Below are 22,739 nucleotides of genomic sequence, written 5' to 3'. Positions count from 1 at the left end.
TGTAATCCCTCTCTTATTTTAAAAAGACCGACCCGTAACCGGATCGGCCTCCCTGAAGACTTTTGCGACAAACGTTATTTACTCAGCTCATATACGATTTTGGTAACCTTGGAGATCAGCGTGTAATATCTGCCGAAATCAGCGATATACGCGCCTCCAGCTTTTTTGAGCATAGCCAAAATAATCATCGCACCAATCACACCACGATAGGCATCCCACACAGTATCCGTAGCATCCAGCACATTGAATCCGGATAAGAACAATACTTTCAGTGCGATCTCCGGTTCATATACACCGTCATTTTTTAGCTGGTCCGTGATTTTGGAAAGACTGATGTTGGCATGGCGCAAGGCTGAAGCAGTCACAATCAGTGCAATCTCATTGTTGTTCAGCAGCTTGCGTTCCGCGGAGTTTAGCCCGTCATAATAAGCCTGTCTCTCACGGGTCGAGACTTCTTTAATAATCTGGAACGTATACTTCAAGTTGTTGCCATTGGCTATCTGAAGCGCCGTCACCAAATCCGTGAGCGTGATCAGATTCGATTCCAGCATAGCCTTGGCAATTTCCTTGAGCGTCCAGCCTGCGATCTCCTGAAGATACATCGGAACCCAGCCTGGACGGCAGCCTGCGGCAAGCAGCGCAGCTGCCACCTCCTTGATCGTGTTAAATCCGCCATCGTATAGCGATTTGGCAATGGGATAGTAGCCCATATTCAGGTTCTTGGAGAGCAGCTTCGCCAGATCGTCTGCCGACATGCCCGTTGCCTTCAGAATGGCAATGGTATTGTCGCTCCCGACATTTCTGTACCTAATATATTCAGCAGGTGTATAGCCGTTGCGGATCAGCCAGTGAAGCTGATCATCCGACGAGCGGTTGCTCAGGAAGCTTAAGGCTTCCACCGCCGACAATCCCAGTTTTCTCAGAATCGCAGCAATATCATCGCCTCGTTGGCCTACCGCATCTAGACCGCCCATGACAGCCTGGGTGCCGTATCCTTGTTCACGCATGGCGAGTGCAATATCCGTCATGGCAGCATTAGGCAAACCTGCTTTTACAATGTTGATGACCTTGTAGGGCAGCAGATTCCACTTTCTTAGGTACTGCACAATGGCCGCCGGTGTATCCACACCAAGCTGAACCAGTTGCTTGCCTTGTTCCTCCTCAGTGCCTGCATTCTTGCGGGAATCGTTGTAATAATTGTACCGCATCTTCAGCACGCTAGCGTTGTCGTAGCCCAGCGCCAACAGCGTATTGACCAAGTAGCTCGATGGAGCTGGCTCCAGCAATCCCCGGATATCCAGCTCTGCGGCAACATCGTTCGCGTTAGCTCCCCGCTCCTTCATCCGCTTCAGATAAGCAAATAAAGGATCACTTCCGAACACCTCACGAACGGCTGCACGGAGGCGTTCTGCTGTCATCACTGTCGTAGACACCGCGTCCATTACCCCCAGCTCATCCAGATTGAAGAGCACCTTCAAAGCCAGCACGATATCCGTATCCTTGAACTTGCCCCGCATAAAGCTGGCGACACTGCCCGGAGACGAGGTGCTGCCTGCCGGAAGGATCTTCGCCAGATAACCGACATTGGCATCATTATAGTAAACCTTGAATACGGCAAGCCCCAGTTCCGGACCTTTGTAGGATGGAGCAAGCATTTCTGTCGCCTGATCAGCCCCCATGTTGTAAGCATCCTTCAAATATTGAAGGATATCCTGAATCGGAGCGTTCTGCTTGATCAAGAAAGCTGTGGCACCTTCGGCCGTCGTGATCCCGTAGAGATCAAGCACATCCTGCAGGGTACCTGACGATGTGTTAACTGCGTCATAGACCTGCTCTACCGCCGATTGGATCGCCGCTGCCGAATATAGACCCAGTGCCGTCAGAATAGCCTTTGTCTCTGATCTCGTCTTGCTGTAACTCTTCTTCAGCATCTCGGCAATATACGTCAACCGATAACCGCCATTGCTCAGCTGGAGAGCGGCAGTATCCACACTCGTGAACAGCCCCGCCGTCTTAAAAGTATTCATTAAGCCTGCATCAAACGTTGAGCCATAGACGGTATTTAGACTGTTCAGAATTGCCGTCGCTGAGAACGTTCCATTTGCAATGAGCAATCCGGCCGTTTCCACGGACGATTTTCCGTAGTGGTTCTTGAACATGTCTGCAATCTCAATCAGGGAAAAGCCAGCTTCCCACAGATAAGTAACCGCGGCCTTCTCCTCCGTAATCTCAGCTTCCTGCAGCACCTTTTGCGGTGAACGGCCTACAGCTTCCTGTGAATCCTCCCCGTAGGCATGATGGACCGTCCATTCTATAACATCTCCATCTTCAAAATGAAGTGCCATCAGTGCCTCTATCGTAGCCTTGGACGTGTTGCCGTAATAATTTTTGGACACCTCGATTACATCCTGCAGAGTGTAACCCATGGTACGCAGGTAAGGTGCAGCCTCAGCAATCGAGGGAATACCGCTCGCTTTCAGCAGCTCATCCAGACTTTGCTGAACCGGCTTGCCGTATTCCTGCGCAACTGTAGATAGGATGTCTGCTGCCGGATACTGCTGTGTTTGCATTAACGTATACGTCGTTTCGCCAGCCATTAACTTATAGTAGGTTTTGGCTGCCAGCACGAGATCGGTTAACGTGAATCCGGCTTGCTGCAATTTCGGAAGGGCATCAGAGAAGACGGTAATTCCCAGTGAGCTCAGTGACTCCAGCTTCGTCTGCTCCAGTGACTGATTGTATATCTTGGTTACAGCCCCCTCAATTTCAGGCCGGTCATACGAACCCTCTGTCATCAATGCAGCGATGGTCTCTCCTGATGTCAGGCTATAATGCTCCTTGCCTACACGGACAATGCCCTCCAGGTCATAGCGCATCTTCTGCAGGAACGGCACAGCAGCGTCAAGTGTGTTCATACCGCCTGCCTTCAGCGAATCCGCGATGTTAGACTGCTGTGTGCTTCCATAAATATCGGATACACCCGCCACTACATCCGATTGACGGTACAGATTAGAATTCAGATGAGCCTGCAAGGCTCCGCCCGCCGATAGACCATACGCCTTAGCCAGCTTGATGCTGGTAGCCAGACTAAAGTGAGTCTGGAATACGAAGGAGATGGCTTCTGCAAAAGAAGTAACTCCCTGCTCTTGAAGCAGACTATAAAGGGCCGTCTCCACAGGCAGATTATAGGCAGCAGCAATCGCTGTGATCAGGGAATTTTTGTCGCCTACCGGCTTTTTCAGAAAACCTGCCGCCGTTTGGCCCGCGGTTAGCCCGAATTTTTCTTTGACCACGACGGAGATTTCTTTGATTCCGAAGCCTGCATTACGCAGATAGTCTATCGCTTCGTCGGCATTGCTGATCCCTTGCGCCTGCAAGGTTTCAAATACCGTCGTCTCCAGGGTCTGACCATAGACACTGGCCATGCCTGTCAGGATCATATTCTGACTGTTAGGATAGGCTGCGACGAGCAGTTGCGTCGCTTTTCCAGCCTCCAGTCCGTAATAGTCCTTCAAAGCGCGGGCAATATCACCCAGCTTGTATCCGCCCTTCTGCAAGAAAGTAATTCCTTCAGCAGGCGATTCAATCGCGGAAGCTTTAAGAATCTGTGCGATGGTGACCTGCTGCTGTCCATACAGCCTTTGCAGCAAAGCAATCGTCCCTTGCAGGTTGTTGCGGTTAGAGGAATGAACAATCAGTCCCTTCATGACCTCCTCCTGGCTAAAGCCGCCCTGGACAAGTGCGGGACCGACCATCTCGGAATCCCAATACGTGCGGTAGCGTGCAGCCAGAGTATTAATCACGGATGTTGCCGATGCCCCTTGCGACCGGAGTGTCTGAATCCATAACGTGATGGGATCACTGCCATACGCCCAGGCCAGCGCCCTGCCGATGGTCTCCTGGTCTTCTTGTGTATGCTGAAGCAGCACCTGCATGGCTGCGCTGGAATCCAGACCATAGGCCTCACGCAGTACAAGCGCCCTGTCCTTCAGAGGATAAGGAGCCAGCCGCTCCACAACCTGCTCCATTGGCAGTCCTGTGCTCTTCAGATAGGCGGTAACATCGCTTGCAGCAATGCCATAACTGCTGAAAGCCATAATCCACTCATTCCATCCCTTGCTGTCGAAGGCGGCAGCCACTTCTTCGAAGGAGTATCCCGCATTCTTCAATGCCGATAGCAGATACGGCATCCCTTTAGCTCTGATCCCTTGCGTCGAGTAGAAATTAATCGTGCCTTCGATGATAAGGTCCAGCGTGTACAGCTTGGACATACTCATGGCTACAGTGATATCAGGCAGCGTAGCTTTTGCGAATAAATACTGAACGTCCTTGACTACAGTAGCAACGGAGCATGCACAGCCAAATCTGGCGAATGCGCTAGTCCGCTCCAGCTCCACCCATTGTTCCAGGGTTACGCCCATCTGACTGATCAGAGCTTTGCCGATCGCGTACTTGTCCCACATTTGTACGTTGCTCATCGCTGTGGCGACGGTCTCCACATCCAGCTTGACCTGTAAATCCCCGGCGAAGACTGACCGGATGGCCGCCAAGACATCGGCTGCCTCATAACGGTTCGTATAGTCATTGAAGAAAAGCTTCATGGCATCATCCAGAGTGAAGGACTCTCCGGCCTGGATCACGGCATCATGAACGCTTTGCAGTGATTTGGCCGCTGTCTGCCCGGCAAGCCGGAGCTGCCGGAACACTTCGTAACGATTGCCGGAATACACATGTCTGAGATAATAATCGGTCAGACTAACGTGATCGTAGCCGGCCTTAAGCAAATACTTCATCGTTGCATTTCGTGCATCTGGGTATAAAATGCCCAGCGCAGTACCAATGTCTGCTCCGAACTCTTCCCGCAGCAGAGCGGCTCTTGCCGGGAGATCGAACCCGCTGGCTGCGAACTGAGCCATTACGTCGCTCAGGCTCACACCTGCGGCTACCCACAGATCGTTGACGATGCCTGCAATTTCTTTCACACCATAATTCTTGCGTACCAGTGCGCTGATCATGACCCCGGCCCCGTCACCAGTTGATTTAACTGCCTCCGCTACCGTTCTTGGTGTAATCTTCGCATTCAGCAGCGCAACTGCGCCCTCTGGCTGCGGATATTTTTTTCTAAGCATCGAATACAGATACGGCACGGAGAAGCCTGCGCCCAGGAAGGCCTGAACCGCTTCTTCTGCACTTGCAAAATTATAGAATTCCGCAATCGCACCCGCGACCTCATGATCGGGATATCCGCTTTGGGACAGCCACGTAGCCGCCGTAATGACATCCGCACCATACAAGTCTTTAATAAGAGCAGCCGTGTCTCTTGCCGTTTGCTGACCTTCTTGAAGGGCCTGCACCGTATCAAATGAGCTTAATCCGTAGGCGGCTTGAACGGCAGTGGCGATATCCTTCTTGTCATAACGGGCAAATTGCAGCCATGCAGCAGTCCCGCCGCTTGTCTCGCTATAATGAGTCCGAAGAATGCTTGCGGTTTGCCCTGCCGGCACTTTGTAGTACTTCAGGTAGCCGGTCAGATCCTTGCTGGAATAACCAAATTTCCGCAGTGCAGGGCCGAGCGTATCTGCTGTATAACCCGCTCCGATTAATTCGCCAATGAGTTCGGAACCAAAAGCACTATTAGATCTTCTTATTGAATCATAGGCTTCGAATATAGTTATGGCGTCAGCATCCAGCTTATAGAGGATTGGAGCAAGATCACTGCGATTCATCGTATACTCCGTAACCAGCGTTTTGTAAATATTCGCAGGCTTAAAGCCTCCGTCCCTGAGCAGCTGTGCAGTCTCCAGAGCGGTCTTGCCGTATTGCTCATGCAGCACCCTCGCCGGATAGGCCGCATCATTCTTATAAGCATAGCTCATAACCAAGCCTTGAATGGTTGCTACATTCGTCACCGGCAGCTCGTTAAACGTGGCCAGATACGTCTGATTGACCGCCTTCACTCTGTTCACACCGGTATAAGCAACCCAAGCGGTTGAAGTAGAGCCTATTCCACGGCCCGAAGCATTCCAGGTTAAAATAATCTGCGTCTTGTCATTCCCTAGCGCAGCATTCACCATGCTCTGCCACTGCCCGTCAATCTTCACTGAGAAGGAGGAACTAGCCATGACGCTTTCCAGCAGCTTATCGAACGTAAGGATAACCTGAGTGCCACTTTCGTTAGACACGGCGTTGACCAGTTGCGGCGGTGAACTGATGTTATTTACCACCAGCTCATTTTCAAATTCATACCCGGCTTTGCTAAGCTTGAGCTTGAATTCTTTATTGTAGGCCAGGTTGGCCTTCACCTGATACGTTTGACCGTAATCGGCCGTACTTGCTGAGCTAATCGTAACCTTCGTCCCGGCGTCGAGCAGGGTTAGGCCAAGCTCCGGTACCGGAATGTTCAAGCTGAGAGTAAAACCATTCTCGTTAATACCAATCAACTTGGCTGTCACCTGATACGCAACATAGACGCTGACCGCTGGCCCAAAGTCGTAGCCTTGTTTCCTCAAGCGCAGGGTGTACGTGTTGCCTTCCGCAAGTGCAGCTTGAATGGTGTAGATTCCCGCCGTTTCACCGGCAGCGACGCCTGTTACAGCTACGGCATCGCCCCCTGCAGACAGGATTTCAACATCCGCAGCCTGGAGATCAAGTTTTCCCTGACCAAGCAATAACGTGATTCCACTTGCGTCCGATTTCGTCACTTTAGCGCTGACCGCAACCGGCACAATAACTTCAACCGGACCTTTCGTCGGGTGCGCTGGATCATTAATGGACAGAATGTAAGTCTGCCCAACCACTAGAGGTACGCGTACGGTATAAGTCCTGCCTGCCTTGGCGGTGTTCTGATTGGGATCATAGAACTTACTGCTATCCAGCTTGATCAGTTGGTGATCCGCCCCGGTCAAATACACCTTCGTGTAACTCAGATTCGGAATCGCCACGCTAAGATTCAGATTGAATCCCGCGGTCGTAATGTCCGAAGCGGACAAAACCGGCATCTCCCTAACATCCAGCTGAACCGGCGGGCCAAAATCATAGCCTTGTGCGGTAACGGACAACGTGTACACTGTTCCTTCCGTCAGCTTGGCTGCCGCCTCATAGGTCAGGCCGCCGTCCGCGGTTACCAGGGAATCAATGATCACAGACTCTCCTGTGCTGTCCTTCAACATCACATTGCTTGTCTTCAAATCAGGAACGGCCGTCTGCAGACTTAATACGAACCCGTTCCCGGACAGCGCCGTCACCGATTTCGTAACACGTTTTAGCACGGTGAACGGCAATCCTATTCCGAAATCATAGCCGTTCTTCGTCATCTTCACACTGTACGTGCCGCCATATTGCAAGGCCGCACGAACGGTATAGGTCAGGCCGCCATCCATCGTTGTCGCAGTAGTGACAGGGACGGCCTGCCCCTCAGCATCTGCCAATCGGAAATTCCCGCCGTTCAGACCGGGAACCGCCCGGTTGAGCCTGACCGTCAGTCCCTCACTATGGATATTCTCGGTGGTCAGTCCGATCGGTACCGGCATCGTCAAGACAAGCGGAGCGTCCAGTGTATAACCGCCCGCTGCCAGCTTCACCGAATAGCTGTCTCCTGCCATCAACGCCGCAGACAAGGTGTAACCTGATCCACCGTTCAACGCTTTGACGGACGTAAGCGGCACGGTCTGACCACCGGCATTCTGAAGGATGAAGCTGCTGGCCTGGAGGCCTCCGACAGCAGGGGTGAGCAGAATCGTAAATTCTTTGTCCCCGATGTCTCCAACCTCGCCCTTGATGACACTCGGAAGCGCAGCAGAAACCGCATCACCAAAATCATAACCATTCTTGGCTAGCGCAATCGTATACGTCTTGCCCCCGATGAAGGAGGACTTGATCCGGTAAGTTGCACCGCCATCCTCCGTTACTACGGACGTGGCAGCCAAGGCTTGCCCGGTGCTATCCTTCAGCGTGAAGTCACTTGCGGTCAAGCCCGGCACTACCGGATTCAGACCGATATCGATATACGAAGCTCCCGTGTGGAGCACGGTGGAGCTTACGATCACCGGCACCTCAACGACGACCGGCTTGCCGAAGTCGTAACCGTCCTTGACCGGAAGAACCGTATATTGCGCCGCGCCGCGGAAGTCATACTCCACTTTATACGTATTGCCCCCGTCCTCTGTGGACACCTTCGAGGCAGTGGCAACTTGAATGCCATCCCGCTGCAGCTTGAATTCGCTTGGCAGCATATCCGGTACCGCATGATCGAACCGGAGCATAAAGGCATGGTTATTGCCTCTCTCCATTCCCTCAAACGTGGCCGTGACTGGCTGCACCCATAACGGGATGCTGACTCCGAAATCATATTCCGGCTTGTTCAGCCCCAGTGAATAGTGCACGCCTGCCTTGAGAGTCGCCTCAATCTCATAAGTCAGCCCAGCATTGCGGCTGACGATCGAATCGATAGCCACTTCCCGGCCCTGATCGTCAACCAGAACAACTTCAGAACCTCCCAGGCTGAGCGCTAATGACATATGCAGCTTGAAGCCCTTTACGGACAGCCCGTCAACGGTGGCCGTGCGGGAGTTCAGCTTAATCTTGTCCAGCTTGCCGAAGGCATAAGGGGCTTTATCGGCTATGGTCACTTGATAAGTCTTACCACCGGAGAGCGGTACACTGACAATGTAGTAGTCAACAGATGCACTCACAGGCTGGAGGGATTGCACCGCCACGGTATTTCCCGCCTCGTCGGTGACTGTAATGTCAGTCGCACTGAGATTCGGCACGAACGGGACCAAGGCCAATTTGAAGCCCTTCGTGGAAGCAGCATGGATGATGCCATCGACCCACAGCTTGAACCCGATAGACAGCGGTGCTCCGAACAGATAGCCGGGATAGACCGTCTGGAGCGTATATAGCTCTGCCGGATTAAATTCGCCTTCGAGGCTGTAGAATCCGCTGCCGGGATTGCTTTCTCTGATAGCAATCTTTTTCCCTTTGCTGTCAAACAGCGAGAAATGATCTGTGGTCAGGCCTGGGAGACTTGGAGTGACAGACACAATGATTTTATTCACTGCTGTGCTCACAAGACTGACCTTGGCCGTGACCGGAATATCAAAGGCTACAGGAGCATCCAGTTTAAACTCATCTCTTGCCAGATCGAGGGTGTAGCCTTTGCCTGGCAAGACAGTATCCAGTGCAGCCAGATAGCTTAAGCCTTGATCCGTAGTCTTCAAAGAAGACAATACCTGGATCACATTCCCCTGTGGATCACGCAAAATGACCTGCTGGGGCGTCAAGCCAAGGACGCTGGAGCTGAATTGAAGCTTGAAGCTGGAGACTGTCACGCTGCTAATGGTTGCCTTGACTGTTTTGACAATCGTAAAGGGTACCGGGTCATTGATTTGGTACAGTAGATCCGACTTGTACTGAACGGTATAATGCCTGCCGCTCTCCAGCGTACCCTGAAGCAGGTAGGTAGCTCCTGCGTCGTCTGTAGCTGCCGAAGTCAGTGCTAGAGTCTCACCAGCATCGTTTTTCACGATAAAATGTTTCTTATCCAGCCCTGGAATAGGTGTATCCAGTCTGAGCTTCAATCCCGAAACATTCGCCTCGCTAACGGTAAGTACCGGCGGAGTGATAAACGTCACCGGATTCATCGAGAATTCATCCTTGTCCAGCTTAATCTGATAAGCTGTACCCGGTTGAATCCGGCTCGGCACATAGAGCTGATAGGTCGCGCCGCCGTCCGCCGATTCGAACAGATTGGGATAATACACAGTGCCGGCTTCATCCGTGATCGACAAGCCCAAGTAATTCTCGATCTCCGGGAAAGCAGGTGTGAACTTCAAGGTCAGATGTCCGTCACTCGTTACGTCTGCCGTACTGGCCGAGATAAATCGGTTGACGTGGAACGTGACGGGTGAATCAAAGACGATAAAATCCTTGTGCAGCGTCATCGTATAGTCCGCGTTGTTAACGAGAGCTACACGCACATGATAGGTTGCGCCGTTATCAACTGTCGATAGCGTCAGTCCGCTCACCTTGTTATTCTGCGCATCCTTGATGCTGATATGGGACGGGAGGAGGCCGGGCACGGGGTTCTCAAATGAGAGATCAAAGCCCGCATTCGTGATATTGGATACCTTCGTTGCCCCCGCGTGAATCGTATCCGCCACCTGAAAATCAACCCCGGCAGCCGGTAAATGACCGGTCAGCTTCAGATTATATTTTCCACCCGGCAAGTTGGCCGCCAACTGATAATTGCTGCCTTGGTCCTCTGTCAATACAGACTGGATGGCAACAGGGTCACCCGTAACCGCATTGACAAGCACAAAGTTGCTGGCGTTCAGACCATCCAGCGCATAATTCAGCTTCACGTTAACTCCGCTACTAGCAATCTGGTTCACCGAGACTGTCGCAAGCACGGGAACCTTGACTGTGAAAATATTACTATCCATCTCCGCATCCACTGTCAATTGATAGGTGTCCGGCTGCAAATTAGCCGAGATCCAGTAGCTGGAGCCTTCATCTTCCGTCACGACCGATTGAATAGCGACTGGCGTGCCGTCCGGCTTCGTCAGCTTAAATCCAAACTCCTTATTGATCAGAACAGGAGGAACCAGTACTAATCTAAACCCTGTATAAGAAGGCTCAATAATCTTATTCTGGGCAAATACCCAAATCGTTTTCGGAGCCCCGAAGTCATATCCGTTTACTTTTACCGAGACGGTATAGCTCTGCCCCCCTGATCCGGCAAAAGTAACAATGTACATCCGTTGACCGCTGTCCCACGCCACATTGGTAATGGCTACTTCATTGCCTGCGGCATCCTTCGCAGAGAAATTGTCCTTGGTCAGGCCTGGCACAGCCGGGTTAAGACCCGCCATGAACTGTGTCGGCTGCCGTCCGGCGTTCCAGACGTTCAGGGTAGCATTTCCTAGTGTCGCCGGATCACCGAAACTGTACCCCGCAGCTGTAACTGCAAGTACGAAAGGGCCACCCGAGTTGATCCGTGACGTTTGCAGCAAATAACTTTTGCCATGATCATCGCTCGTAACGGAATCCAGAGCGATGGGATTGCCGCTTCCATCCTTCAGCTTAAAAGCATCAGCGGTTAGGCCCGGCACCGGCAAGGCGAAATGAACCTTAAGTCCGGTATAGCTGCCTGGAAAACCCTCATAGGTCGTGTGCTTGTTGATCTCCACTATTGCAGGCACACTGACCGTTCCTTCGAAGTACCGCGCATCTTCTGTATCCAGGCGGTAGCGATAAACCCCTTCTGCAGATAGATCTCCCGATACAACCGCTGACTTGCCGTCAGCACTGAACTGAACACCGTCAACCTTGACAGACTGACCACGGGTATCCTCCAGCTTAAGGTCACCGGCAACAAGACCGGAAATAGGGTTCTGAAACACAATCTCAAAGCCGCTATGCGTGACCCAGCCGACGGAAGAAAGCAACTTCTCTGCTTCTACTTTCAGGACAACGGGCTCTGTAAAAGCGTATCCTTCCTTGTCCAGTGAGAGGGTATACGTGTCGGCCTTATCCAGTGTGGACCACACCTCGTATTCCTTACCGACGACCACCGCACTGAGCATATCTATGCTTACGTTCTCTTGTCGCCCATTCTTCAGAACGAAGTTCAATGCATCGAGTTCCGGCAGCTTCTTGTCCATCGTCAGGAGAAAACCGTAGGTTCTGACGTTCTTCGCCAAAGGCGTTACCGTCGTCGTCTCCTCGCCAGGCACGGCAAACGCCAACGCCGCTCCGAAGCTGTAGCCGCTCTTCTCGATAAGAAGTCTGTAGGTTTCTCCCTTCGTCAACGCCGCAGCCACCGTATAGGAATTGCCGTCGTCAGCACTTGCCGCTCCGCCGATTGCAACGGGTTGATTGGCCTTATTTAAAAGAATCAAGTTCGAAGCGTCCACTCCAGCCACCGCTGGGCTGAAAGATACTTTAAAGCCATCTTCACTGATTTCGTATACCTCAGCAGTTACAGAAATCGTGCCAGGATCGGTAACGGGCACAAAAATTGTTGCGGCTGGTCCAAAGCCATAACCTGGCTTCGTAACCATCAATGAATACGTGACGCCCTCTTCCAGGGCGGCAGTTACGTCATAGGCCGTGCCATCACTGTTCGATGTGGCTTCCCCAATCGCGACTTTCTCACCGTTGCCAGTACGTGTGAGTGAGAAATTCGGGGTCTGCAGGCTGGTAACCGGCTTGTCGAACGATACCCTGAAGCCTGCGGTACTAATGTTCTGTACTATCTTCGTGACAGCAATATCTTGTGGCGTTGTGACCGGTACACTGAAGGTTACCGGAACCCCGAAGTCGTACCTTGGCTTAGCCAGTGCGACGGAATAAATCTCGCCTTCGTTTAAGTCAGCTGTCACCCGGTAGGAGCTTCCTTCCGTTAATGAACCCACGAACCCGACTTCCAGGGCACGGCCCTTAGAATCTTTAAGCGAGAAATCCGCAGCCGTAAGATTCGTAACGGGAGTGCTGAAATTCAGCCGGAAGCCTGTTGTGGCCGGAACAGTCACCGTTACTTCCACCATTGTATTGGATGGCGGACTCGGGGTCGGCGGAGTTGTTCCTCCGCCTCCACCACCGCCCCCACCTCCACCACCGTTACCACCGGCAGCGGCACTAGGCAAAGGTGTAGGGGAGGATTTTCCGCGCTCCGTTATTTCCACGCTGCCCGGCTTGGTCTCGAAGACAACATTCGGCGCATCCACCAGCGCTTTGACAATCTCGCCCTCGCCCTTGACGCTGGCTGTGCCGCGGAATTCAATACTGTCTACCTTTACGCCTTTGTTCAACATAATCGTTGAGGATTGAACACCCTCATCGACAATGATGCGACTAGTCGTTCCTGAGTTAATGGACAGCTTCACATTGCTCTTGACCTCAACCAGAGTGAAGTTCCCGGATAACGTAACTTCTCCGGTGGCAGAAATCGTAATCCCTTCTATACCACCGCCGGATGATACCACGTTCGACTCGACACTGGTATCCGATTGAACATCCATCTGTGAGATGACTGTCGTTCCTCCGACGACCACCCGAATCCGGCCATCCACCCTGTTAACCACAATGGTCTGGAGCTGAGAATCATCAATATGTATACTATGTTCCCCGCCGCCGTTGATCGAGGTCTTCCCCAGCACGGTCACATGATCAAGGTAGACATCGCCTTCCCCGACTTTTTGGCCGATCATCAGGTTTCCTTGGATCACCAAATTACGCAGTGTGGTGCCCGGCGCATTGACGGTAAGGTCCCCGGCGACCGTAAATGTGCCTGTCACCGGCCCATAAGTGCCTCCTGATTCCAGCGTCTTGGCCGCTGGAACGACACCCTCATTGGCACTCGCCGCCGATGGTTTCATCACGCGGTCCAGCAGCGCTACAGCTTCGGCCCGCGTAAGCGGCTTGCCCGGACCAACGGTTTGGTCCGGGAAGCCCTTGATGTAGCCCGCCTCCAGCAGGGCGGCTAGCGGATCGCGGCCATAGGCAGGCACACTGCCTTTGTCCTTGAACGCCTCAAGCGGATTCTCTCCCTCCTTGAGGAGGAGAGGAACAAGCTTCGAGACCATCACCGCCGCATCCACACGGGACAGTGAGTTATCCGGCTGGAAGGTCCCGTCAGGGAACCCCTTCAAATAGCCAGCCTGCACAGCTGCACTGACCTGAGAAGCAAGCCAGGCATCGGCTGGCACATCCTTGAAGGCCACATCGCTTGTCCCTTTATAAGCAAACAACCGATTCACCAGCGTAACGAATTCTACACGCGTGATGATTCCATTCGGACGAAAGGTGCCATCCTCAAAGCCTTTAATGAGCCCTTTATCCACCCATTCACTGAGCGGCTGCTGCGCCCAATGGCCCGCGATATCCGCAGGGATTGAAGTCACCGCTCCTGCAGCCTCAGCTTTGCTGCCGAGACCAATAACAGGCTCCAGCATCCCCGCGAGCATACTTACAATCAAAAGCCAATTGAACACAATGATCTTCCATTTTCTCGCAAAATGCTGTCCCAAAATGATTTCCCCCTTCATAAAACAATCCTTGCCCTACTGCATGTATTGGGCTTGCCCGGTTTTCTTGTTCATAGACGGAATTCATAGCTTCCATATATAAGTCTACAGAGGGTCAATAAAAGAATAATGAAAAATTTAGATAAAAAAGAGACAAAAACCGCGTAGCATCAAGCTTTCGCGATTTTTGTCGAATGGGATAATTATTTTGCAGAATGCTTGAAACCTAACTTTTAAAAAGATCCTTCTTAGGTTATTATTAATCACAAAATATGGATCTATATTATTGTCCGTATAATATTCCAATTTAATTTAGGAAGTGTTGTATGAATAGTAGACTACAGTCTGACTGTGAACATTGTTTTGGGTTATGTTGTGTCGCTTTGCCGTATGCCAAATCAGCAGATTTTGCTTTTGATAAAGATAGCGGCACTCCTTGTCGCAACATGGGTTCAGATCACCGTTGTAGCATTCATGAGCAGCTGAGAGACCGAGGTTTTAACGGTTGTGTTGCTTATGAATGCTTTGGTGCAGGACAACAGGTCTCTCAAGAGATCTTCAAGGGAGCGAATTGGAGAGAGAATCCGGAGTCGTCGAAGGCAATGTTTGCAGTATTTCCTATCGTCCAACAATTGCATGAGATGCTTTTCTACTTAAATCAAGCGCTAGAACTGGAAGAAACCCGCTCCATCCGAAATGAACTGCAAAACGCATTTAATTCTATTGAGTCCCTAACCAATCTTGATCCCGAAAATATTCTTAAATTAGATATACCGGCTCATCGAGAAACCGTAAATCGGTTATTACTTGCCACAAGTGAATTTATTCGAAAGGACTATATTCAAAGTCAGAAGAAAAACAAGTTGCGTAAGGATTTTTTAGGTGCAAATTTAAGAAGTGCCAACCTGCGAGGATCGAATTTTAGAGGGGCATTGCTAATCGCAGCCAATTTACGGGATGCCGACTTGCGGAAGGCAGATTTTATTGGTGCGGACTTAAGAGATGCTGAATTATCAGGCGCTAATCTCACGGGTAGTATTTTCTTGACACAAGCTCAAGTTAACTCGGCAAAGGGAAATAAAGATACCCGGTTACCTCATTATTTAAACGTTCCTGCCCATTGGTTATCTTCTTGATGAAAATTAAAAGCCCCCACCTATCGGCGAGAGCATAACGTAGCCTCCTTTGTCAGGATTGCCTTCATCTAAAATTCAAGTTTTTTATTATCATATATTCTGATAACTTTATCTTGAAATAGCTGCAGCTTAGCTTCAAAGCTATCTCTATCACGTTCAAAATCCCTCGTCCATTTATACATCTTTTTTAACATCGTAAGATCCGATTTATAATGACATTTTTCTATACCGAGATTTTGCTTAAGGAAGCGGACGAATATCCTGATCCTGCGTTTCCATAGCGGTGTATCCAGAAATATAATGGTGTCTGCCATCTCGTATAAGCATTGGTAGGATTCGCGATCCGTTCCTTCGAATATCCAATGTCCATCTTTATCAATATCCATAATGGCTTCAACCTGCTGATGAGCTGTGCGTTTAATTCGTCCCTCTGCCGTCTGATGATGAACAATAGAATCCAGCTCATACCAAGGAATATTTATTTTTTCAGATAATTGCTTGGCTAATGTAGTTTTACCACTAGCTACAATCCCAATGATTAGAACCTTTTTCATAGGGTCTCCTTAGATTGTCGTTGCTAAATAGTCCTCTTTTAAAATACTATAGATGTCCAAATCCACAATCCCTTTCCCCGCCCACAGGCTTGCCTGTCTAAGCGTACCCTCTTTCAAGAAGCCATTCTTCACCAAGACCTTCTTGGATGAATCATTTCTGGGCATCACTTCTGCCTGAATTCTGTTAACTTTGACATCGACAAACAGGAAATGAAGCAATATTTTCACAGCAGCACTGGCAATACCCTTGCCCCAATGGGCCTCATCCAAAAAGTAACCAATCGTCACCATATTCACCTTCTGATTAAAATCGAAGGCTTCAATAATTCCCAGCAAGCGCTCAGGTTCCGCATTAGCGAAGACCCCCCACTTGATCTTTGATCGCTTGTGAAAATCTCTGGCAAAATGCCCGATCATGTTGCTCACCGTGTTTTTGTTATGCTTGGGGAGGATGCCGCAGTATTCAAACACCTTATCATTGCTGTAGATTTCAAAAACACCGTCCACGTGGACATCTTCTATCTTTTTTAATATCAATTCATCGGACCTAAGCACGGGAAACTGCCCAAAAAACGCCTCGAGGTTCATTCCGTCACCCTTTTCAATGTTTTTCTTTGTAGAAAAATCACTAAACTTCCGTTCTTTCAGAAACGGGTTGTTATGAATCAGCTGCTTGACCCGTTCAACCGTTCCGCTCCTCTTGGGAACTCCATTCCTTCTACTGAGCAATATCCAGCGTAGACAAGCCAGCGCTTCAAAGGCATCCAACTCTTCCTCAGGAATATTCTTATCAGATAGATAAGCTGAACGAAACGCCTCTGCACGGGACTGCAACAAGTAGATTTTCTGCAGAATATAAGTCCATGCAAAATCATACCTAGGGTCCCCAAGTTGTCCATTCGTCCAGTCAATGATGGTATATCGTCCGTTGTTCTCCAGGATATTATTAGAATGAAAATCACCATGTATAATCTGATCCTGCTTCATGTGGGTCAATGGAATGAGGGAAACTGCCGTGTCATAGAGATCTGGGAATTCACTGGCCCCGGGGAAAAAATAATTGAGAAAATCATACTTAGGAATAAGACCCGCTGCCTCTCCCAGCTCGGAAACATCTACTTCGTGCAACCTGGATAATAATCCAGCCACCTCAGTTGTAGTCTTGTCATTCACTTTTTCAATAGGTGTCCCATTAAAGGTCGTTAACAACACCTGATCCCCAACGGAATCGATGCCCCAACCTATCGGCCTAGAAACAGCGATTCCCCGTTCATGAAGGATTTTAAGCAAATGGTACTGAGCACCTACATCCGGTTTGGACTCCTTGCTCCATATCTTTAAGACAAAGTCCTCTTGATCAATATGTATTCGTAGAACCTCGGCTTCAAACCCCTGCTTTAAAGGCTGCTTGCTAAGTGTCTCTACCTGATTCAAGAGCGCATCTAGCGTGTCCTCTTTTTCAATCCAATTCACAGCAGTAATCACGTTCCCCAATAATGATCCTCCTTTTGCTCATCTTTTTATTTCATTTGTGCTTTATCGGAACGTATAATTCAACCTTAACTTTCCCTTCCGAGTCCTGCGCAGGATCATTCAGACAGAACTCCAGGCAGGGGCGATCGTCGACCTCATACTGGCTATCAGGCAACCAGAGGCTAAACACATTTTGATAAGCCAGCACAAACTTTTCTACAGTATCGTATTAGGGATATACCGCATACAGTCCACCAGATAACGTCTGGAATTGGATGTGCAGGGCATGTCCGTGCTGCTGAAATCCACTGGGCAATGAGACACAGGCATCGTACCGGCAGGCCATTTCATCTATGAAAATCGAGTCATCTAAAGATATGCCGATAAAAGAGTGCTGTCCTGGTGCCAGTCCTTGCTCACTCGCCCATTGCCCCAGCTTATCCCATGCATCCCGCGTATCCAGATAGCTCCCGACATGTCTAACATACGCCACTTCATACCCCGGTAATTCCCGAGTAGTGATCATGTTATCCCAAACCCTCTTGAGTAGTTGATTACCAGTGCTATGGTTATTGTATCTTTCCACAGGGGGTAATTCTGCTTGCTTATTGCTAAAGATTGCTGAATAATTGCTATTCTTCCTGGCACGGCTACGAACTTCGCTTGGCGTTTGCCCATAATGTCTTTTGAAGAGCGCATTGAACGTCGATACTGACTCAAAACCACACTGAATTGAGATTTCCAGAATCGTCTTATGGCTGCCCTCAGCCAGCAACTGAGTAGCTTTATGTAAGCGTTCTCGATTCACAAATGCCACCGGAGTCATACCGATTTTGGCTGTAAATATTCTCGAAAAATGGTACTTCGACAAATGTGAAACACCCGCCAATAGCTCCAAGTTGAGCTTCTTATGGCTGTTCTCCTTGATATATTGAACGACATGGTCCATTCTATCTTGCTCATTATCCCTCATACGATTAGTTCGGAGCTCTGCGCTCTCTTTACTCTCATAATGGCCTCACTTCTCCTTTTTTTGCTTCATCGTATTTACAATATACAAAATAGCCCTTGCCCCACAGCTTATGCGCAGGTAAGAGCTAGCTTGCACTGCAGCGAATAAAAGTCACTCTGTGCCTGTTATCTAAAATATTGCGATACAATCCCCGCCAACACTTGCTTATATTCATCTATCTCATACGAAGAGTTATTCACCTTGAACTTGGCGATAGGTAATCTATTAAATATATCTTCTTCCCATTCACGTCTTGCCTTTAGAACCTGGAGCGTTCCTTCCAATTCCTCACACCCGTTCTTCAGCCCAAAACCTTGGTTTGTATAATATTCAATAAATCCTTCTGACCATTCTATCGGTCTTTCCTGAACAGCTTTACGGAACGCATGCTCCAGGTCATCCTGCTCCACGTAAATCAGCAATGGATTCAGACGCTCTACAATGGCACTCAGTTCCGTAACATAACTTATAACATCTTCTTTCTCAGCACCATACTTAATCATCCCCATCGTCACAGGGTTTTGAATAAAACAACAATCAAACACAAAGGTGTCTGAGCCAGCCAGAACATTTTCCACAAAAGACTTCCATCGCTTTGTAATCAGCTTCTTATGTGGTTCCAGCGGTAATTCGTACACATCATTTCGGAACACGATGTTCAATAACTCGTCAGGGAAGTCGGATCCGTATGTATTCTTTAACTTGCGATATTCCAGGAAAACGCCACCGTCACCCTGTTGAATCCCATGACGGCTCAATAACGCTCTATACTCTTCATTGGTGCTCAATAATTCATCCCATTGGTTATTCTCAAAGAAGGCCACGCCATCGTAATCTGCCGGATGGTCCAAATCCCCCTCCAAAAAAAGCTGAGACTTCACCTTCATTTCCGTAACAATTTCATGAACGAGCCTAGCCGTTGTTGTTTTCCCGGAGCCCGGTAAACCTTCAATGAGGACTACTTTGGGTTTCATAGAATTACCTCCTCGCACTCTTACTTTGTATTTATAATCATCAGACAATAGCTGAGAGTTTCTCAGCAGTCTGCACAATATGACCATAGGAATCTTTGAGTTGGTTAATAGAGTCTGAATTGTTCTCTATCTTCTCAGTCACATTATTTACCATATTCATCATAACAGATAATGACTTTAGAATTTCATCGAGTTGATTAGAAATTTCGTTCGCTGAATTTTTGCTAGTATTCGCCATTTTGCGAACTTCCTCAGCAATTACAGCAAAACCACGCCCATATTCATTCGCCCGGGCCGCCTCAATAGCCGCATTCAGCCCCAGCATATGCGATTGAGTGGCGATCTCTTTGACTAAAGAAGCTACAGAGCTTATCGTTTCCACATTGTTTTTCACAACTTGTGACTCTTTATTAAGGATTTCAATATCATTAACAATGCCTTGTGAAGCATGATGCACTTCGTTCGTCCGTGCAGTCATTGCCGTAACAACCGACATAAATTCATTTGAACTATCCACCAGCACCTGTTGGCGGGCCGTGATATCTGTAGCAATTTTGACCACATTTCGCACGTGTCCTTCTGCATCTAACACCGGTGTGTAAAAAGCCTCCAGCCAGAGCACTCTTCCACTTCGTGTAACCCGTTGTACCTTGTCATGAAAGGCTACTCCATTGCGTAGATTATCCCAAAAGTCTGCATATTCCCGGCTCTTTGCAAATTCAGAAGGACAAAAACTACTATGCTGCATCCCTGGCAAAGCATCCACTGTGTGTTCCATTACTTCTGCGAAAATAGGGTTCGCCCATAGCACTTTCCCGTAGGTATCAAAAGCAATCATCGCAAGTGATTGTTCCATAGCTGTAAACATGATTCCTTGATCAACACTCATCGCTATTTCCCCCAGTTAATTGTTGTAATCTGGATTACAAGATCATTATATACAATCCCAATATTGCCCATAAAGCCGAATATAGAACAAATTTTATTAATAATATATTTATATATTATCGGTACAATATGGAGGTAAATACAGGGAGTACAGACCTAGATAGACTCTTTTTTTATTCAAATCGCATAACAGCATTTTGGTAGGATAACATTGAGAAGCGTACATTATACGCAAAAGAGTGCCTGACCCCATGACAGGTCCAGACACTCTCAACTTTTATAGATCTCATGCTCACTGATTTTAAAACACACATTCAGTTGCGATTAATGGACGCTTAAGCAGCTCCCATCCAGTCTTGGCGGAAATAAAACCAGCAAGCTCCGAGCCCATTCGATAATGCGTTTGATAGCCTGGATGGTATCGGCCGCCCCACCCTTCTACCTCTGGATGAATCAACCCTAGATCGACCACAAGCACTTTTGCATTCCCTTTTTGATTGAAATAGGATACCACCTTATTCACACTGGCCAGATAGTTATTATTCATCGTTCCAACACAGCAAAAGACATAGGGATCATTATATTTTTCCAGAATAGCTTGGATGAATTCAATATAAGCAGCAATATACTCCTCGTCATCAATTGGCGTCGAATAATCATTCTGGCCCAAATTAATGACAACTCCATCAGGAGTATACTGATTGAAATCCCATGGCTCTGTCCCTTTGCCCAGCGTTCCATAAAAATGTTCCGGCAATCTTTGATTGCCTCCTATCGCGTCCTGCCAAACGCCGATTCCGCAAATGGCCATCGTGTGATATTCCGCATTCAACATTCTGGCGCTGATTCCGACATAGGACATGTATCCGTCATCAAGATGCGGAGCTTCAGCGAGCACATGCGGATGGCCGATCCCTGCTCCATCGGTGATGGAATCCCCAAAGTATTCAAGCCGGACAGGCTTTGCCGCTGGCGGGGCAAGGAAGGCTCCACCATCAGGCAGAGAAAAAGAATGGAATACAATACTTCCGGTTAGAATACCCGTTCGTTTGTGAATTTCTAACGTGTGCTCACCATCAGGCAGCCCCTGTTCGATTACGTACTCATGTGTCCCCTGCTTCAGATTGATCCAATTGCGAGCGACACCGTCTACTACGATTTCAACGTAATCCTGACCACCGGAACCCTCAGCCGTCATAGAGATGGCCGTACCACGGAAGGTAAGAAAAACAGCGCTGTTTACCCATCCGCATTTCGGAGACTCTTTCTCGGTTAGATCAAATCTCCCCATCAGTCTGGTATATTTGCTAAAGCTAAACTCCAAAGTAATTCCCCCTCCAGCTTCACGTAAACTTCTGAATCCACGTTTGAAAAAAACAAAAATAAAGTATACTTTATTTATTTATAAATCTATAATTATGATATCATCACATATAAATAAAGTCAATTATAAAGGTAATATCAGAAGATAATCTATACTTTTATTGCGCATATCAAGAGTGATAGTTTGATTTTAATAAAATAATAAAGTATACTTTTATTAAAAGAATAAGAGATGTCTGATTTATATCACCAGACTGTAATAGAGGAGAATTATTGTGAACGAGCCGAAGTACGAGACGGTTAAACAAGCACTGCTGCATCAGATTCAAGCTGGCAAGCTTCGTCCTGGCGATAAACTACCCACTGAAGAAGATCTTATGAAGCAATTTCATGTAAGCGGAATAACGGTACGAAAAGCGATGACAGAACTAGCAAACGAGGGCACAATCACCCGAATTAAAAGGAAGGGCTCTTTTGTAAATGGAGTTCAAGCAGCGGATAATTCGAGTCATTTGATCGCCTTCATCTTATCGGCAGAGGATAATTTCGATGTGTCGTATATGAAAATCATCAAAGGCGCCCAACAAGTGGCTGCCGACTTCAATTATTCCTTAATCGTGGAATGGAGCAACGAAAACCTGGCCGTTGAACAAGCATCCATTCAGAAAATGCTAGACCGGAAAGTCGACGGAATCTTGATCTATCCATTCGATCCAATCCAAAGCAAGGATAACTTCCTATCCATTGAGCAAAACAACATCCCCTATCTGTTGGTTGATCGGTATAACGTAGATCATCCGTGCTATTTTTCCGGATGCAATAACTACGACGGAGCGATCTTGGCTACCCGGGAGTTGATCCGTCTGAAGCACACCAAAATAAAATTTGCCAGCTTTCAATTTTTCCTTCAATCCGAGCAGGAGCGGTTCGCAGGGTTTTCCAACGCCATGCGTCAGGCAGGGTTACCGGTAACCGATGATCATTTATTGACCCACATGGATTATGACCTACTAGCAGGCAGCATTTTGAAGCGGGATATCACTGCTTTGTTTTGCTCCAATGACAAGCTTGCCATTGAAATGATCGAGCAACTGACCAACCGCGGCGTCAACATCCCCCAGGATGTATCCATTATGGGATTCGATGATTGGGACCATTCTAGTAACCTGTCTCTCGGATTGTCTACCGTCCGGCAGAACTTCGAGGAAATCGGCAGAAATGCTGCGAATTTACTGCACCAGGTTATTCAAGGCAAAACTTATGGAGGCAACACGAAAATATTATCTGGTGTTTCTTTGGTGCTCCGGGAGTCTACATGTGAGAACCCTTACGCATAATGTTTACTCAATTTC

Annotated in this window: 8 protein-coding genes and 2 pseudogenes; 2 read left to right on the top strand and 8 right to left on the bottom strand. The window is 48.7% G+C overall.

The window, feature by feature from the left end; genetic code table 11:
• Nucleotides 1-74 precede the first annotated feature (74 nt).
• Complete coding sequence (locus tag ACFVU8_RS27770) at nucleotides 75-14,030, bottom strand: S-layer homology domain-containing protein (RefSeq protein ID WP_387431723.1); 13,956 nt, start codon at nucleotides 14,028-14,030, stop codon at nucleotides 75-77.
• A 323-nt stretch (nucleotides 14,031-14,353) separates the two neighbouring features.
• On the opposite strand from ACFVU8_RS27770, the gene ACFVU8_RS27765 reads away from it, so the two are divergent.
• Nucleotides 14,354-15,163 carry a pentapeptide repeat-containing protein gene (locus ACFVU8_RS27765; RefSeq protein WP_387431721.1) on the top strand — a complete coding sequence of 270 codons (810 nt, stop codon included), beginning with the start codon at nucleotides 14,354-14,356 and terminating at the stop codon, nucleotides 15,161-15,163.
• A 68-nt stretch (nucleotides 15,164-15,231) separates the two neighbouring features.
• Here the strand turns inward: ACFVU8_RS27765 and ACFVU8_RS27760 are convergent, their stop codons facing one another.
• From ACFVU8_RS27760 to ACFVU8_RS27730, 7 genes and pseudogenes are all read right to left on the bottom strand, one after another.
• Entirely contained in the window at nucleotides 15,232-15,717 is a 486-nt protein-coding gene (locus ACFVU8_RS27760) for a P-loop NTPase family protein (RefSeq protein ID WP_387431719.1), read from the bottom strand.
• A 9-nt stretch (nucleotides 15,718-15,726) separates the two neighbouring features.
• Nucleotides 15,727-16,305 (bottom strand): GNAT family N-acetyltransferase, encoded by a 579-nt coding sequence (locus tag ACFVU8_RS27755; RefSeq protein ID WP_387431805.1) that lies wholly within the window; start codon nucleotides 16,303-16,305, stop codon nucleotides 15,727-15,729.
• Nucleotides 16,306-16,575: 270 nt separating this feature from the next.
• Nucleotides 16,576-17,190: pseudogene (locus tag ACFVU8_RS27750) on the bottom strand (aminoglycoside phosphotransferase family protein); the annotation flags it as partial.
• Between the two features lie 52 nt (nucleotides 17,191-17,242).
• Nucleotides 17,243-18,139 (bottom strand): annotated as a pseudogene (locus tag ACFVU8_RS27745) (AraC family transcriptional regulator).
• 188 nt (nucleotides 18,140-18,327) lie between these two features.
• A complete protein-coding gene (locus ACFVU8_RS27740; RefSeq protein WP_387431716.1) occupies nucleotides 18,328-19,176 on the bottom strand; it encodes a P-loop NTPase family protein in 849 nt (282 codons plus the stop codon).
• Between the two features lie 40 nt (nucleotides 19,177-19,216).
• Nucleotides 19,217-20,065 carry a methyl-accepting chemotaxis protein gene (locus tag ACFVU8_RS27735; RefSeq protein ID WP_387431713.1) on the bottom strand — a complete coding sequence of 283 codons (849 nt, stop codon included), beginning with the start codon at nucleotides 20,063-20,065 and terminating at the stop codon, nucleotides 19,217-19,219.
• Between the two features lie 300 nt (nucleotides 20,066-20,365).
• Complete coding sequence (locus ACFVU8_RS27730; RefSeq protein ID WP_387431712.1) at nucleotides 20,366-21,388, bottom strand: SGNH/GDSL hydrolase family protein; 1,023 nt, start codon at nucleotides 21,386-21,388, stop codon at nucleotides 20,366-20,368.
• Nucleotides 21,389-21,662: 274 nt separating this feature from the next.
• On the opposite strand from ACFVU8_RS27730, the gene ACFVU8_RS27725 reads away from it, so the two are divergent.
• The gene (locus tag ACFVU8_RS27725) at nucleotides 21,663-22,724 is read left to right on the top strand and encodes a GntR family transcriptional regulator (protein ID WP_387431710.1); all 1,062 of its coding nucleotides are present in this window, start codon (nucleotides 21,663-21,665) and stop codon (nucleotides 22,722-22,724) included.
• Nucleotides 22,725-22,739 lie beyond the last annotated feature (15 nt).

The sequence above is a fragment of the Paenibacillus sp. NPDC058177 genome (assembly GCF_042883835.1).
Taxonomy (GTDB): Bacteria; Bacillota; Bacilli; order Paenibacillales; family Paenibacillaceae; genus Paenibacillus_AQ; species Paenibacillus_AQ agri.
The sequence above is the reverse complement of the archived record's forward strand: the minus strand, read 5'-3'. Positions and strand labels throughout refer to the sequence as shown.